This is a genomic window from Clostridium beijerinckii (assembly GCF_008705175.1).
Classification (GTDB): domain Bacteria; phylum Bacillota; class Clostridia; order Clostridiales; family Clostridiaceae; genus Clostridium; species Clostridium beijerinckii.
Genome location: NZ_CP043998.1, coordinates 5,083,353 through 5,100,447, shown reverse-complemented (window position 1 = coordinate 5,100,447; position 17,095 = coordinate 5,083,353). Strand labels below are relative to the sequence as shown.

Below are 17,095 nucleotides of genomic sequence, written 5' to 3'. Positions count from 1 at the left end.
TACATTAATGGAGTATTAAAACAATAAAAATTAATATAATAACAAAATAAAAAATATATCTTGCAATTAATTTCCTATATTTTAATATTAATTCAACCTTAGCTCAAGAATATTAAATATAAATTTATTATTGTAATATATATTATAAATGGAGGAATTATGTGGAAACTAGTTATCGCTGATGACGAGCCTAAAATTAGAAGGGGTATTGAGAATATTTTAAATTGGAGTGAGTTCGGTATTGAGATAGTAGGGCAAGCGGAAGATGGGGAAATTGCATTAGAAATTATTAAAGAAAACAGACCCGATATTATATTATTGGATATAAATATGCCATTCTTAAACGGTTTAGACCTATTGCAAAAGCTAAAAGAGATTGGCAATAATGGGATTGTTATTATAATAAGTGGATATGATGATTTTTCATACGCTCAAAAAGCATTGCAGTTTAATGTTTTCGATTACATTCTAAAACCTGTGAGTAAAAAGAACATAGAGGAGATAATAATTAAAGTAACCAATAAACTTATTGAAAGGGGAAAAGAAAACAATTACTTAGAATGGGTAAAAAGACAATTAGCTGAAAATAAGGAAGTATTACAAAAAACTTTTTTTAGTGAATGGTTTAACAATAAATTAAGTGATGAACAAGTTTTAAAGGAGATGAGTTTTTTTGATATCGAGTTTGGAAGAAATATTGGAATTATGGTTATAAAGATTGTAGAAAAACTTAATGTTGAAGTAAGTGTTAGGAATTGGAGTGTTGAATTATTAGAGTTTGCAATAGCTAATATTTTAAATGATGGATTTAAAGATTTAGAGTTAAAGTATATTTTTAATGATGATAAGAAAAATATAATATTAGTAAGCAAGATAAATGATATGGGGTGGTGGATTTCTATTGCAAAAAAAATACAGAGGGAGATATATAAATATTTAAAGTGTAATGTATTAATTGAGCAGGCAAGTGTTTTTAATGATGTATTTAAGATAAAAGATGAATATATGAAAATAATGAATAGGGTTAATGAAAAAAAGAAGTGCAGTTCTATGGTTTTACTAGCAATCAAGTATATAGAAGATAACTATTATTCAAATGAGTTAAATATAAATTATATATCAAGTAAATTAGAAGTAACATCCTCATATTTAAGTAAATTATTAAAAAAAGAAACTGGATTATCATTTATTGATTACCTTACTAAAATAAGAATAGAAAAAGCAATGTATATGATGGAGGATCCAGCTGTTAAAATTTATGATGTGGCAGAACTAGTCGGTTATAGTAATCAACATTATTTTTGTAGAGCTTTTAAAAAAGTAGTTGGAGTTTCACCAACGGAATATAAGAGGGGAAAATAGAGTGAATAATAAAAGAAAGATTATTTATTTATCTATAATTATAGCTTGTATATGTGGACTAATAATTTTTGTAATTCATTTATATAGGACAAACTCTCAAAAAAAGGATACATTTATAATCGGTATGTCTCAGGCAAACCTGTATGAACCATGGAGAATAAGTATGAATAAAGAAATACAGGAAGAAGCTAAGAAACATAGCAATATAAAAATAATTTTTAAGGATGCAGGTGGAGATGTTGAAAAACAGAAAAAGGATATAGAAGATTTGATGAACTTTGGTGCAGATTTACTAATTGTTTCAATTAATAATTCCAAAGAACTAGCACCAACTGTAAGAAAAGCGTATGAATCTTTACCTGTTATATTATTGGATAGAGCTGTTGAGGGATATGATTATACCTTATATATAGGGGCTGATACAAAGTCTATAGGAGTGCAGGCAGGAGAATTAATTGCTAATTTAGCTGGTAATAACAAGGCTAATGTTATAGAGGTTCAAGGAATATTAGATTCAAGTACAGATAAAGAAATAACTAATGGATTTAAAGAAGCGATTAGTAATTATAAAAATATTGCTATAGATAGAACAATTGTAGGGAATTGGCAGAAGAATGAAACAGAAGATAAATTAGAGGAAATATTGAAAGATGATAAGGATGTTAATATAATTTTTGCTCATAGTGATTATATGGCACTTGGGGCATATTACGCTACCGTAAGTACTAATTCAAAAAATATTAAAATAATTGGTGTTGATGGCTTAGAAGGACCTCAGGGAGGTATAGACCTTGTTAGAAATGGCATATTGCAAGGAACATTTACATGCAAGACTGGAGGAAAAGAAGCAGTAGATTATGCAATAAAAATATTGAACAAGAAAGATGATATTCCTAAAAAAGTATTACTAAAGTGCAATAAAATAACTAAAGATATTTTAAGTAATTAAATATATGGATTTCCATATTCCGTAAAAGTATACAAAAGTGCTGATTAATGCAAATACAATTTATAAGTATAAATATATAATTAATTCATGAAAACGAAATCATGAATATAGGGGGAATTAATTATGAAGTTAAAAAAGATGATGGCATTAATGGCGAGTGCTGTATTGTGTATTGGCATGCTTTCAGGCTGCGGTGGATCTGGAGCTGGTGGAGGCGATTCAGCAAAGACATCAGCGGCGAATTCATCTAGTAAAAAAATAATTGGATTTGCACAGGTTGGTGCGGAAAGTGGTTGGAGAACAGCAGAAACTGACTCTATAAAATCAATTCCAACATTAGATCCTAACTTTGACTTGAAATTTTCTGATGGACAACAAAAACAAGAAAATCAAATAAAAGCCATAAGATCATTTATTGCACAAAAGGTAGATTTAATTGCTTTAGATCCAGTTGTTGAAACTGGCTGGGATACAGTACTTAAAGAGGCTAAGGATGCAAAAATTCCAGTAGTAATTGTTGATAGAAAAGTTACAGTTTCAGATGATTCACTTTATAAATGTTTCTTAGGTTCAGACATGGTTGCAGAGGGGAAAAAGGCTGCACAAATACTAATAGATCAATTCGGTAAAGACGCAACACTTAATATAGCAGAGCTTCAAGGAACAGTGGGGTCTACTGCAATGGTTGGAAGACAACAAGGGTTTAATGATGCAATAAAAGATTGTCCTAATTATAAGATAATAAAATCACAAACTGGAGATTTTACTCGTGCAAAAGGTAAAGAAGTTATGGAAGCATTTCTAAAATCAGATGGTGATAAAATAAATGTACTATGGTCTCATAATGATGATATGGCAATGGGAGCTATTCAAGCTATAGAGGAATATGGAAAGAAACCAGGAAAAGATATATTTATAGTTTCAGTTGATGGTATTAAAGATATATTCCAAGCAATGGTTGATGGTAAAGCTAATGCAACTGTTGAATGTAATCCGTTACTTGGACCTCAATTACTTGAAGTTGCTAAAAACATATTAGATGGTAAAGAAGTTGAAAGAACTATAAACTCAAAAGAAAGTCAATTCTTACAAAAAGATGCTGGAGCAGAATTACCAAACAGAAAATATTAATGATAGTATGCATAAGAGCTGGAATTCAATCCATGCTCTTATGTTAAAAAAGATGTAGTACGTACATGTTTGTAATTGTGTTAAAACAAGAGGAGTGATATAAGTGAGTGATTCTAATATAGTTTTAGAGATGAAAAATATTAGCAAGTTCTTTCCGGGTGTTAGAGCACTTTCAAATGTTGATTTTACACTAAGAAAAGGTGAAATCCATACGCTAATGGGAGAAAATGGTGCTGGAAAATCGACATTGATAAAGGTTCTTACAGGTGTTTATAAGATAGATGAAGGAACAATTATATTGAGGGGAAAAGAAATAAAAATATCATCTACTCAGGAAGCTCAGAGTCATGGAATTAGTACTGTTTATCAAGAAGTAAATCTATGTCCAAATCTATCAGTTGCAGAAAATGTATATATTGGACGTGAACCTAAGAAAAATGGAAGTATAGATTGGAAGAAAATGAATAGAAGTGCAGAGAAACTATTAGAAGAAAGGCTTAATTTAAAGGTAGATGTAAAGAAGGCCTTAAATAATTATTCGGTTGCAGTACAACAAATGGTAGCAATTGCACGTGCTGTAGATATATCTCAAGGTATATTAATCTTAGATGAACCAACATCAAGTTTAGATGATAAGGAAGTAAAGCAATTATTTAAAATTATGAAAAAATTTAAAGAAGAAGGTATGTCAATAATATTTGTTACTCACTTTTTAGATCAAGTATATGAGGTTTCAGATAAACTTACAGTGCTTAGAAATGGTGAGTTGGTCGGGACATATGATGCAGACAAACTTTCTAGGATAGAATTAGTTTCTAAAATGATTGGTAAAGACTATAGCGAGATAGAAAAAAGTACAAGAACAAAGAAAGTAGTTAATGATGAACAGAGAGAGAATTTAATATCAACAAATAATTTTGGAAGGTCTGGAACTATAAATCCATTTAATATAGAAATCAAGAAGGGGGAAATTCTTGGATTCGCAGGGCTTCTTGGGTCTGGTAGAAGCGAATGTGCGCGAACAATATTTGGGATAGATAGATCTACTAGTGGAAATATAACTATAAATGGAAAAAACTATTCGTATATTTATCCTCAAAAAGCAATAGAGGAAGGTTTGGGTTTTTGCCCAGAGGACAGAAAAGTTGAAGGAATAGTTGGCGATCTAACAATAAGAGAAAATATAATATTAGCATTGCAAGCTAATAGAGGAATATTTAAATATTTGCCGATGAAAAAACAACAAGAAATTTCACAAAAATATATAGATTTACTTAGAATCAAAACTCCAAGTATGGAGCAAAAAATAAGTAATTTAAGTGGTGGTAACCAACAAAAGGTAATATTAGCAAGATGGCTCGCAACAGAACCGCAATTATTAATTTTAGATGAACCAACAAGGGGAATTGATATAGGAGCAAAAGGTGAAATAACAGAATTAATATTAGCATTAGCTAAGCAAGGAATGACAATTTTGTTTATTTCGTCAGAGCTACCAGAAGTAGTTAAATGTTGTGACAGAGTAATTGTTCTTAGAGATAGAAATATTATCGGAGAACTAGTTGGAAATGAAATAGAGGAATCTAATATCATGAAAACTATAGCAGGAGGTGCTAGATAATATGGAAAATAATAAGAAACAAACTTTTTTCCTTAAAATTTATAATGCTAAAATATTTTGGCCATTAACGAGCTTAATAATATTACTTTTGTTTAATTTTATAATGACACCAAGTTTCTTAAGCATAAGTATGAAAGACGGGCATTTATTTGGAAATACTATAGATATACTAAACCGTGCAGCTCCATTAATATTGATATCTTTAGGAATGACTCTAGTAATTGCAACTCAAGGAATTGATATTTCAGTAGGGTCAATAATTGCAATAAGTGCAGCTCTTTCTGCAACTGTAATAGTTGATGGAGGTTCAGTTCCATTAGCAGTAGCAATAGGAATAATTAGTGGACTTGTATGTGGAATATGGAATGGTTTTTTAGTTTCGTATATAGGAGTACAACCAATGGTTGGAACATTAATTTTATATATTGTTGGTAGAGGAGTTGCTCAACTTATAACAGGAGGACAAATATTAACTTTTACTAATAAGGATTTCATATTTATAGGGACAGGCTACATATTGCTTCCTATAGCAATATTTATAGCTATTGCGGTAGCATTAATTATGTATTTTTTAATAAGGAGAACTGCTCTAGGATTATTTATTGAGTCTATAGGAGTTAACAATAATTCATGTAAATTCGCAGGAATTCAATCTAGGAAAGTTGTATTTTCACTTTATGTTATATGTGGAATGTTAGCAGGAATAGCAGGAATAATTTTATGCGCTAATATAAAAAGTGCTGATGCTAATAATGTTGGTTTGTGGTTAGAATTGGATGCAATCCTTGCAACAGTTATAGGTGGGACGTCTATGGCAGGAGGACGGTTTTATCTTTCAGGGACAGTTGTAGGGGCATTGTTCATACAAACATTAACTACAACAATTTATAGCTTAGGCGTTGCACCTGAAATTACATTAGTTGTTAAAGCGATAGTAGTTATAGTTGTATGTATAATTCAATCTCCTGAATTTAGAAAAATTCTTAAGATAAAGAAAAATACAAAAATCAATCTAAAAGAAAAAGAGGTGATTAAAGCATGAATAAGCTAATAGGAAAGAAGAACGCATTTAAGATAAACAAAGATTATATTGCAATTTATGCTACAATCGCATTATTTATAGGATTATTTCTAATAGGATCAGTATTATATAAAAGTTTTTTATCAGCACAAGTATTTACTAACTTGTTCATTGATAATGCATATTTAATAGTGGTGGCAATTGGGGAAGCAGTTGCAATATTAACTGGTGGAATAGATCTTTCAGTTGGATCAATGATAGCTTTTGTAAGTATGATTACAGCAAGTTTATTGCAAAAAGGAGTAAATCCTTTTTTAGTAATGCTAATAGTTCTTATTGTTGGAATTATTTTTGGAACAGTTCAGGGTATCTTGATTCAAAAGTTTAAACTACATCCTTGGATAGTTACACTTGCAGGAATGTTCTTTGCAAGAGGAGCTAGTTATATTATAAGCATTGATACAATTATAATTGATAATCCAGTTTTTACAGAAATCTCATCATATAGAATATCAATATTACCAGATGCCTTTATATCAATTAATGTTATCGTTAGCCTGATAGTTGTCGCTGCTGCATTTTATATGATGAAGTTTACAAGGTTCGGAAGAACCGTGTATGCAATTGGTGGAAATGAAAATTCAGCTAAATTAATGGGATTACCAGTGGAAAGAACAAAAATACTTGTATATACATTTTCGGGTTTCTGTTCATCTTTAGGTGGTTTATTGTTTACAATATATACTCTTTCAGGTTATGGTCTTCATTGTAATGGAATGGAAATGGATGCCATAGCAGCGTGCGTAATTGGAGGTATATTATTAACAGGTGGATATGGAAATATAATTGGACCATTATTTGGTGTATTAACTACAGGAATTATTCAAAGTCTTATAATGTTTGATGGAACACTAAATTCATGGTGGACTAAAATAGCGGTTGGAATGTTATTGTTCATATTTATTGTATTGCAGAGAATTATTGTAATTAGAGATGAAAGGCGAAAAAATGCTTTATCTTCTTAATCAAACTAAATAATATAATATGGATTAATATAATAAAATGAGCATTTGTATGATCTTTTAAAATAAGAAAGCACAAATGTTCATTTTATTTTTGAACGAATGTAATATATTTAAATAAATATATATGCCAAGTATTGGTAGTTTGGGCTATAATTTAATATATAGGCTTGTTAATTATAAGTATAGTTAATAATAAAATTTGAAATATAGATGTGCTAATTTGTGGATGATAGATATGATTTATACAAATGTTTTGGAGGTATAGAGTGAATAGTTTAAAAACATATTTTATGAATAAGAGCATAGGGGATAAACTCATATTTTATTTTTTTGGAGTAATCCTCATTGTTACTATTACTATTACTACTTTGGGAAATTTACTATATAAAGATTCAATTAACTTTTCACAAAATGAAAACACTAATCAAATAATAAAACAAATAAATAGCAATATTGAATCTTATGTTAATAATACTGAAAACATTATAAATTATATGTCAATCGATCCTAGAATAATAAAATTCCTTAATGATAATAAATCTGAAGATACTGATATTGAAGACGAAGCGTATAAATCTATTTATAACTTTGTTAAATTCAATCCGGAAATAGCTGGAATAATGGTGGTAAACACTAATGGTGGTTATATAAGTGATGTAATGAACAGAGTATCAAGAGATCCTTTATATAATGAAGAATGGTATACAAAGGCTTATAATAAGCCTGAAACTATACACCTATTTACTAAACCAATAGGTAGGAACATTGATAATATTTTTCGCTATTCTGCTGATGAAGTCTTCTCTATGTCTAAAGCTGTTGTGGATTCATCTACTAACCAAATAAAAGGTGTAATACTTATTGATATAAAATTAGATGCAATCAAGAAAATTATTGAGAATTCAAGACCAGGAACTGCGGGTTTTATTTATATTATGGATATGAACAAAGAGATTGTTTATACTCCTGTTAATAATATAGTATATAGAATTAAAAATGAATGGATAGAGAATATTAACAACGATATAATAATAAAAAATATTAATGGAGAAAATTATCAATTGACAAAGATTGATTCAAAATATACAGGATGGGAAACAATTGGAGTATTTCCTGAAAGTGAGAGTTTACGAGTTATTAAATATATAAGATATTATTCTTTTGTAGTAGCTATTTTGGCATTAATAATAGCTGAAATTTTAGTTATAATCTTTACAAGATCTATTGTAAATCCAATTCAAAAATTAAAAAGGTTAATGAGAAAAGCTCAAGAAGGAGATTTAACAGTATCATTTAATGCTAAGTATAATGATGAAATAGGGGAACTTGGCGGCTCTTTTAATACCATGGTAAAAGAAATAAATAATCTTATAAAATTAGTACAAATCGAAGAAAAAAATAAAAGGCTGGCTGAAATGAATGTTTTACAGGCTCAAATAAAGCCACATTTTATGTATAACACTTTAGATACTATAAGGTGGATGGCAGAAGAACATAATGAAGAAGATATAGTGGAGATAATAGAAGCCTTTACTAACTTGCTTAGAATAAGCTTAAGTAAAGGAAAAGAAATAATAAGCGTCAAAGAAGAACTGAGTCATGTACAAAGCTACTTAATTATTCAGAAAATAAGATATGAAGACAAGCTTGATTACGAAATTCAATTTGATAAAGAAATACTTGATTATAAGTTAATAAAATTAATATTACAGCCCATTGTTGAAAATGCAATTTACCATGGAATAAAAGAAAAGCGTGGCAATGGGAAGATTTTAATTACAGGAAAAATTGAAAATAATTTATTATGTTTTACTGTAGCTGATAATGGAAAAGGTATGGATGAAGAAACATTAAATAAAATAAATAATATGCTTAATAATAACGATGGAAATAGGAATCAGATTGGATATGGAATTTTTAATGTAAATGAAAGAATAAAGCTTATACATGGAAGTGAGTATGGGTTAGTCTACAGAAGTATTCTTGGAGAGGGGACAATTGTTGAGCTTAGACATCCAATAATTGAGCCAGAATAATATTAGGTCATAATGAAAATAGGTAAAATCCGGATATCGGATTTTACCTATTTATATTTTATCAAATAAGGGGAGTGGTAAATATTAGGATTGTAGAGAGTCTATTATTTCTTTCTGGAAGGTTAATGAAATATATTCTAAAATCATCAATCAATATTTACCACTTTTATATAAATAAGATTTATAGCACTATTAATCAGAATTTCCAAGCGGCACTAGAAAACTTTAGTTCGTTTTTGAATGTTGAAAGTTTAGTGTCATTATTAATTACTACACATTCAACTCCAACCATATCAGCCCAATCTAATAATTGTTCTTCATCAACATAGAATGAGAAGCTAGTATGGTGAGCACCACCAGCCATAATCCATGCTTTAGCACCTTCTTTTAATGATGGTTGTGGTTTCCAAAGAACGCTTGCTACTGGTAAGTTAGGCATATCTTCAGTTACTTCAACACAATCAACACTATTAACAATTAAACGGAATCTGTTACCCATATCAATTAATGAAGCAGCAACAGCTGGACCAGAAGCACCTTTAAATACTAAACGAGCTGGATCTTCTTTGCCTCCAATTCCAAGTGGGTGTACTTCAATAACTGGCTTAGTTGCAGCAAGTGTTGGACATATTTCAAGCATGTGTGCACCAAGAATCAATCCATTTTCTGAATCCATGTTATAAGTGTAATCTTCCATCAATCCTGTACCTTTTCCACCAGCCATGATTTTCATAGCTCTAAGAAGTGCAGCAGTCTTCCAATCTCCTTCAGCACCAAAGCCATAACCTTCAGCCATTAGATGTTGAACAGCAAGACCTGGAAGCTGTTTCATTCCGTGAAGTGCTTCGAAGTTAGTTGTGAAAGCTGTATATCCTCTTGCATCCAAGAAAGTTCTTAAACCAATTTCAATTTTAGCTTGTTCACGGATAGAGTCTATAGAAGCTTTAGGATCTATATCATATAATTTAGAGTACTCAGCCATAAGTTCATCTATTTGATCTTCTGTAACTGTATCCATTGATTTAACTAGGTCACCAACTCCATAGTAATCAACTATCCAACCAAATTTAATTTGAGCTTCTATTCTATCACCATCAGTAACGGCTACATTTCTCATGTTATCTCCGAAACGAGCAACCTTAATACTGTGTCCTTCAGTAAATGCAACAGCAGGAGCCATCCATTTAGCTATATCAGCAGAAACAGAAGCATCTGTCCAGTGACCAACTACTATTTTACGAGCTATGTCAAGTCTAGCTCCAATATATCCAAATTCTCTATCTCCATGAGCTGCTTGGTTTAAGTTCATGAAGTCCATATCAATTGTTCCCCAAGGAATTTCTTTATTAAATTGAGTATGGAGATGAAGTAATGGTTTTCTTAGTTCAGTTAAACCATGAATCCACATTTTAGCTGGTGAGAATGTATGCATCCAAGTAATTATACCAGCACAGTTTTCATCGTTATTAGCATCGTTGCATACTTTTCTAATTGAAGGAGAATCAGTAGCAACTGTTTTAAAGACTATTTTATAAGGTAAATCCTTTTTGTTTAATTCATCAACTATTATCTTTGAATTATCAGATACTTGCTCTATTACTTCAGGACCATATAGATGTTGACTTCCTGTAATAAACCAAAATTCGTAATTTTTTACTTTTAACATTTAACATTCCTCCTAATATATAAAGTGAAACTTTTTAAGTGGAATTTTAACTCCACCTTGAATTTATACCCTTAAGGGGCACCTAGTCCAGGAGCTTGCGGCCGTTATCTCTCACTTAAGAAGATGGAGTACTACGGATGCTAGCTATTGGATAAATAAAAATGCTTATCTAAATTTAGTATACCTTTTCATGAGTACAAACAAGTTTTTGATGTATGTACAAGCTTATTATAATACAATAATGTTGTACATACAAGATGTAAAATGAAAAAAATAAAAAATATTAACTTTCCAGATAGACATTATTATGGTTTAAATTAGGTAAAGACAGCCTTGCAGTGAAATTTATATTTGAGATTACGATAAAAATTATTAAAGTAGATGATGTATGGTTAACCTTTGTGTTTAAATAAATTTTAGAAAAAACTATTGATATATATAGGGAATAGAGATATAATCAAATCATCAAGTGCGTACAACTTTTTGAAATATACTTTTAAAGAAATCGATTTATATTTTAAGAAGTTATTGCATAGTTATTTGATGAAAGTAGTTGAAAAAGATGAAAGAAGCTGAAACAAAGCACGAATTAATAGAAAATTACTATATCAGCCTAATAGAAGAAAACAAGGTTTCAGCAGGAGACCAATTACCTTCCGAAAATGAAATAGCCAACTTATTTAATGTAAGTAGGCACACTGTAAGACAAGCTCTTACTTATTTAGTACAAGAAGGCTGGATATATAAAGAAAGAGGAAAAGGAAGCTTTTACTCTAACAAAAAAACTAATGAAGTTAAAAAAAATGTTGCTGTTCTTACAACTTATATATCAGATTATATTTTTCCTAAAATTATATCAGGTATAGAGGAAGAATTAAGACGTAAGGGATATAATTTATTATTATTTAATAGTAACAACGACATTGAGAATGAAAGAAGATGTTTTGAGGATATCATAAACCAAGATATATCAGGACTAATAGTTGAACCAGCACAAAGTACAATAAATAACCTGCATCATGATAGCATTAAAAAGTTAGAAAAGAACAATATAAAATATATTGCAATAAATGCTAATTGTGATGAAGAAAATTCTGCATATATTGTAGTAGATGATGAACAGGGAGGGTACAAGCTTACTAATTATTTATTAGAACTTGGTCATAGAAACATAGCTGCATTATTTAAAGCAGATGATTTACAAGGTGAAAAGAGAAGAAGGGGTTACATAAAGGCCCTAAACGAATATGACTTGAGTTTTAACAAAAGTATAGTAGGAGAATATATAACTGATAATCAAGAGATGTATATAGACCAGTTTATAAAGAAGATTTTAAATCTTGAAGAAAAGCCAACCGCAATTGTTTGCTATAATGATAAGGTTGCTTTGAAGGTAATAGATAATTGTAGAAAAGAAAATATAGAGATACCAAAAGATTTATCAATAGTAAGTTTCGATGATTCTAGTTTAGCAGTTTCATCAGGTGTTAAACTTACAACAATAAAGCATCCGAAAGAAGAAATGGGAATAAGAGCAGCCAAATGCATTATAGATATGATTGAGGGAAGAATAGATAAGCCTCAATACACATACAGTGCTGAACTTATTGTTAGAGATTCTTGTTCTAGAGTTTAAATTTTATCTTTGCTTTAGATGACTTGATTTTGGGTTACTGGAGCAAAGATAAACTTTAATGATATATATTAGATATTATTTTTTTATGTACGCTTGTACGTACATACATACAACAAGCAGATAGGGGTGTTTAAATGTTAGAGAAATTAAAGGAAAAAGTTTATGAAGCTAATATGGAACTTCAAAGAAAAGGTCTTGTAATCTACACTTGGGGAAATGTTAGTGAAATCGATAGAGAAACTGGATTAGTAGTTATAAAACCAAGTGGTGTTGATTATGATACTATGAAAGCAGAAGATATGGTAGTTGTAGACTTAGAAGGAAATGTTGTAGAAGGAAAGTATAAACCTTCAACAGATACTCCAACTCACTTAGTTATGTATAAAACTTATCCGAGTGTTGGAGGCGTTGTTCATACTCATTCAGATTGGGCAACAACTTTTGCTCAGGCAGGAATGAGTATACCAGCTTTTGGGACAACACATGCAGATTATTTTTATGGGGATATTCCTTGTACTCGGGATCTAACAGATGAAGAAATTAGTGGAGAATATGAAAAAGAAACAGGAAATGTAATAGTTGAAACTATTGGAGATAAAAATCCATTAGAAGTTCCAGCTATTGTAGTTAAAAACCATGGTCCTTTCGCTTGGGGAAAAGATGCTAATTCAGCAGTTTACAATGCAGTAGTATTAGATAAAGTTGCTGAAATGGCATATAAGACAATGACTTTAAACAAAGATGTAAAGGGTGTCAAACAGCACCTTTTAGATAAACATTATCTTAGAAAACATGGTGCGAATGCATATTATGGACAATAAGATATCATAGTATAAACCAACATATTTTTAAGGAGAATTTTTAATCAGCAATTGGAACTCCTTTGTAAATTCTCCTTAATAAGTATGAATTAAAAAGTGACGTATAAAATTGAAGTTAAAAAAGAAAATGTCTAAATTTAATATTATGAAACATAAATATTAAATGGAAGGTAAATATGCAAATAATAGTTTGTTGCTAAATAACAAACAAAATATATAAAGAGGAGATGTTAGGGAAATGAGATTTTTTTTAGACACAGCAAATGTAGAACACATTAAAGAAGCAAATGAAATGGGAGTAATATGTGGTGTAACAACAAATCCATCATTAATAGCAAAAGAAGGAAGAGACTTCAATGAAGTAATAAAAGAAATTACAGAAATAGTTGATGGACCAATAAGTGGAGAAGTTGTAAGTGAAGATGCTGAAGGAATGATAAAAGAAGGAAGAGAAATTGCAGCAATTCATAAGAATATGATAGTAAAGATTCCAATGACAGCTGAAGGATTAAAGGCAACTAAAGTATTAGCAAGTGAAGGAATTAAAACAAATGTAACATTAATATTCTCAGCAACTCAGAGCTTACTTGCAGCAAATGCAGGAGCAACATATGTAAGCCCATTCCTTGGAAGAGTAGATGACATCTCAATGATAGGTATGGATTTAGTTAGAGATATAGCAGAAATATTTGCAGTTCATGGAATAGAAACAGAAATAATAGCAGCAAGCGTAAGAAATCCAATTCATGTAATAGAAGCAGCAAAAGCAGGCGCAGATATATCAACAGTACCTTATAGTTTAGTAATGCAAATGTTAAAACACCCATTAACAGATCAAGGATTAGAAAGATTCAAAGCAGACTGGGCAGCAGCATTTGGAAAATAAATTGCCGAAGTAAGGAACAAGCTTTTGTTCCGGTTTCTAAGAAATTTTAACGGGTGCTTCTAAGATTACAAGTTGTACCCAAAATGCTAGTCTCAAAAACAAGTTTTGAACAAGCGTTTTGGAACAACTTATAACCAAGAAGCACAACCGTCAAAATTTCTAATGAAACACTTCACAAAACATGTTCCTTACTTCTAGCATAGATATTTTTCAAAGTATAGTAATAATATAAAGAGTAATATCTATGGGATACATTTTAAAAATACAAGAGTAATTTATAGATATAATGGCTAGATTCTGAAATTAGGAAAGTGTAAATGTTTATGGATAAATATTTTGATATAATGTTTCCACAAAAGCATGACCATCATTTATGATTTATTCATGTTCCAAATGACAGAGATAAAAATATATATTCTTAAGAATATAAGAATATAAGAATGAAAGAATTTAAGAATATAGGAATTTAAGAATTTATAAATGAAAACATAAAACAACTTCAAAAGGTGTGGTAAAATAGGAACCTTTTGAAAAGATAATGAAGGATAGCTAAGATTATTTCAGGTTTGAAATGAATTCGAAGCGCAGCATGGGACTTAATTAGCACAACTAAGAATTTATAAAAAAATATGTCTATGAAATGAGGATAAAGATGAGTAGAGAATTAGATAAATTATCTATTAATGCAATAAGAGTATTATCAGCAGATGCTATTGAAAAATCAAAATCAGGACATCCAGGTTTACCGCTTGGATCAGCTACAATGGCTTATACATTATGGACAAAGATGAATCATAATGGAAAGAACCCTGAATGGGATAACAGAGATAGATTTGTATTATCAGCAGGACATGGTTCAATGCTTGAATATTCATTGCTACATTTATTTGGATATGGACTTACAGTTGAAGATATTAAAAACTTTAGACAATTCGGAAGTTTAACACCAGGACATCCAGAGTTTGGTCATACAAAAGGTGTTGAAATAACAACAGGACCACTTGGACAAGGTATTTGTAATGCAGTAGGGTTTGCTATAGCAGAAGCACATCTTGCAGAAAAATTCAATAAACCAGATTATAGCGTAGTTGATCACTATACATATGCTATAGTTGGAGACGGATGCCTTATGGAAGGTATCTCAGGAGAAGCATCATCTCTTGCTGGAACTTTAGGTCTTGGAAAATTAGTTGTATTATATGATTCAAATAATATTTCAATTGAAGGAAATACAGACATAGCATTTAGAGAAGATGTAGCTAAGAGATACGAAGCTTATGGATGGCAAGTACTAAATGTAGCAGATGGAAATGATATAGATACAATAGAAAAAGCAATAGAAGCAGCTAAAGCAGAAACAACAAAACCTTCTATTATAATAGTTAAAAATCAAATTGGTTTTGGATGTCCAGCAAAACAAGGAAAAGCTTCAGCACATGGTGAACCTTTAGGGGCTGAAAATGTAATTGCTATGAAGGAAAACTTAGGATGGAAGACAGAGCCTGCATTCTACGTACCAGACGAAGTGTACACAAATATGAATGAACACATAGCAAAAGGTGAAAAGACTGAAGAAGCTTGGAATGAGCTATTCAAAGCATATGCAAAAGCTTATCCAGAACTTGCAGCAGAATATACTAAATGGATGAGTGGAGAACTTGATAAAGAAGCTTTATTAAACAACGAAGAACTTTGGAGCTTTGATAAAGAAATGGCTACAAGAGAGTCTTCAGGAATAATGATAAATAGATTAGCTAAACTAATTCCAAACTTCATTGGAGGATCAGCAGATTTAGCTCCATCTAACAAAACTCATATGAACGATAGAGGAGATTTCTCAGCAGAAGATAGAAGCGGATCAAACCTTCACTTTGGGGTTAGAGAACATGCTATGGCAGCTATCGCTAACGGAATGTATGCTCATGGAGGACTTAAAGTATTCTGTGCAACATTCTTTGTATTCAGTGATTACATGAAGGGTGCTATGAGATTATCAGCTCTTATGAATCTTCCAGTAGCTTATGTATTAACACATGATAGTATTGGAGTAGGGGAAGATGGACCAACTCATGAACCAATAGAACAATTAGCAGCTCTTAGAAGTATGCCAAACATGACAGTATTTAGACCAGCAGATTCAAAAGAAACTGCAGCAGCTTGGTATTACGCTGTGACTAATGGAACTACTCCAACATCATTAGTATTAACAAGACAAAAGTTACCACTATATGATGGATGTCCTAAGAGAGCATTAAAGGGTGGATATATCTTAAAAGATTCTAAGAAAGAAACTCCAGATGTACTTCTAATGGCATCAGGGTCAGAAGTAGAATTAATCTACAAAGCAGCAGCTGAATTAGAAGCTAAGGGTATAGATGCAAGAGTTATCAGTATGCCATCATTTGAATTATTTGATGCTCAAGATGAAGCCTATAAAGAATCAGTTATGCCAAATAAAGTTCGTGCTAGAGTTGCAGTAGAAGCATTAACAAGCTTTGGATGGCACAAATATGTAGGTCTTGATGGAGAAGTTATTTCTTTAGATACCTTTGGAGCATCAGGTAAAGCAGAAATCCTATTCGAGAAATTTGGATTCACTGTAGAAAATGTTGTTGAAAAGGCTATTAATGTAGCAAAGAAATAGATATTAAAGTAATCAAATCTACGATATAGTAGAGGAAATTTAGTGATTATAGTAAAACTTTAGAAAAATAGATTTAACCTTAAAATATTAATAAATATAGCTAAACATATATAAAAAGATTTGGATTAAAAGTGTGTAAATTAATTAATCTATAAATATATTAAAACCAATCTATTCATTATTATAAAAGTTAAAATTATTAAAAGATATGTATGAAGATGTGTGAAAAGATTAGTGTGAAATTATGTAATTACAATAATAAATTATTGGTTAGAAATATATTTATAGATTTTTAAT

General features: G+C 30.5%; 12 protein-coding genes. 11 read left to right on the top strand and 1 reads right to left on the bottom strand.

What is annotated here, in order from left to right; all coding sequences use genetic code 11:
* The first annotated feature begins 159 nt into the window (after positions 1-159).
* From F3K33_RS22865 to F3K33_RS22835, 7 genes are all read left to right on the top strand, one after another.
* On the top strand, positions 160-1,362 hold the full coding sequence (locus F3K33_RS22865; RefSeq protein WP_023973860.1) for a response regulator transcription factor: 1,203 nt from the start codon (positions 160-162) through the stop codon (positions 1,360-1,362).
* Between the two features lies 1 nt (position 1,363).
* Positions 1,364-2,311, top strand: a complete 948-nt coding sequence (locus F3K33_RS22860) for a substrate-binding domain-containing protein (protein WP_023973859.1) — start codon at positions 1,364-1,366, stop codon at positions 2,309-2,311.
* Positions 2,312-2,434: 123 nt separating this feature from the next.
* Positions 2,435-3,442 (top strand): ABC transporter substrate-binding protein, encoded by a 1,008-nt coding sequence (locus F3K33_RS22855; RefSeq protein ID WP_023973858.1) that lies wholly within the window; start codon positions 2,435-2,437, stop codon positions 3,440-3,442.
* Between the two features lie 103 nt (positions 3,443-3,545).
* The gene (locus F3K33_RS22850; RefSeq protein ID WP_039773694.1) at positions 3,546-5,063 is read left to right on the top strand and encodes a sugar ABC transporter ATP-binding protein; all 1,518 of its coding nucleotides are present in this window, start codon (positions 3,546-3,548) and stop codon (positions 5,061-5,063) included.
* A 1-nt stretch (position 5,064) separates the two neighbouring features.
* Positions 5,065-6,105, top strand: coding sequence for an ABC transporter permease (locus F3K33_RS22845; RefSeq protein ID WP_017211108.1), 1,041 nt, complete (start codon positions 5,065-5,067; stop codon positions 6,103-6,105).
* Positions 6,102-7,109, top strand: a complete 1,008-nt coding sequence (yjfF, locus tag F3K33_RS22840; RefSeq protein WP_039773695.1) for a galactofuranose ABC transporter, permease protein YjfF — start codon at positions 6,102-6,104, stop codon at positions 7,107-7,109. The genes F3K33_RS22845 and yjfF overlap by 4 nt, the downstream gene beginning before the upstream one ends.
* Before the next feature lie 266 nt (positions 7,110-7,375).
* A complete protein-coding gene (locus F3K33_RS22835; protein WP_023973855.1) occupies positions 7,376-9,145 on the top strand; it encodes a sensor histidine kinase in 1,770 nt (589 codons plus the stop codon).
* 196 nt (positions 9,146-9,341) lie between these two features.
* On the opposite strand, the gene araA is transcribed toward F3K33_RS22835, so the two are convergent.
* Positions 9,342-10,811 carry an L-arabinose isomerase gene (araA, locus tag F3K33_RS22830; RefSeq protein WP_017211105.1) on the bottom strand — a complete coding sequence of 490 codons (1,470 nt, stop codon included), beginning with the start codon at positions 10,809-10,811 and terminating at the stop codon, positions 9,342-9,344.
* 562 nt (positions 10,812-11,373) lie between these two features.
* Between araA and F3K33_RS22825 the strand changes: the two genes are divergently transcribed.
* From F3K33_RS22825 to tkt, 4 genes are all read left to right on the top strand, one after another.
* Positions 11,374-12,447, top strand: a complete 1,074-nt coding sequence (locus tag F3K33_RS22825) for a GntR family transcriptional regulator (protein ID WP_012060612.1) — start codon at positions 11,374-11,376, stop codon at positions 12,445-12,447.
* 134 nt (positions 12,448-12,581) lie between these two features.
* Positions 12,582-13,268, top strand: coding sequence for an L-ribulose-5-phosphate 4-epimerase (locus tag F3K33_RS22820; protein WP_012060611.1), 687 nt, complete (start codon positions 12,582-12,584; stop codon positions 13,266-13,268).
* A gap of 238 nt (positions 13,269-13,506) precedes the next feature.
* The gene (gene fsa, locus F3K33_RS22815; protein WP_023975892.1) at positions 13,507-14,154 is read left to right on the top strand and encodes a fructose-6-phosphate aldolase; all 648 of its coding nucleotides are present in this window, start codon (positions 13,507-13,509) and stop codon (positions 14,152-14,154) included.
* Positions 14,155-14,806: 652 nt separating this feature from the next.
* Positions 14,807-16,798, top strand: coding sequence for a transketolase (gene tkt, locus F3K33_RS22810; RefSeq protein WP_154861604.1), 1,992 nt, complete (start codon positions 14,807-14,809; stop codon positions 16,796-16,798).
* The last annotated feature ends 297 nt before the right edge of the window (positions 16,799-17,095 follow it).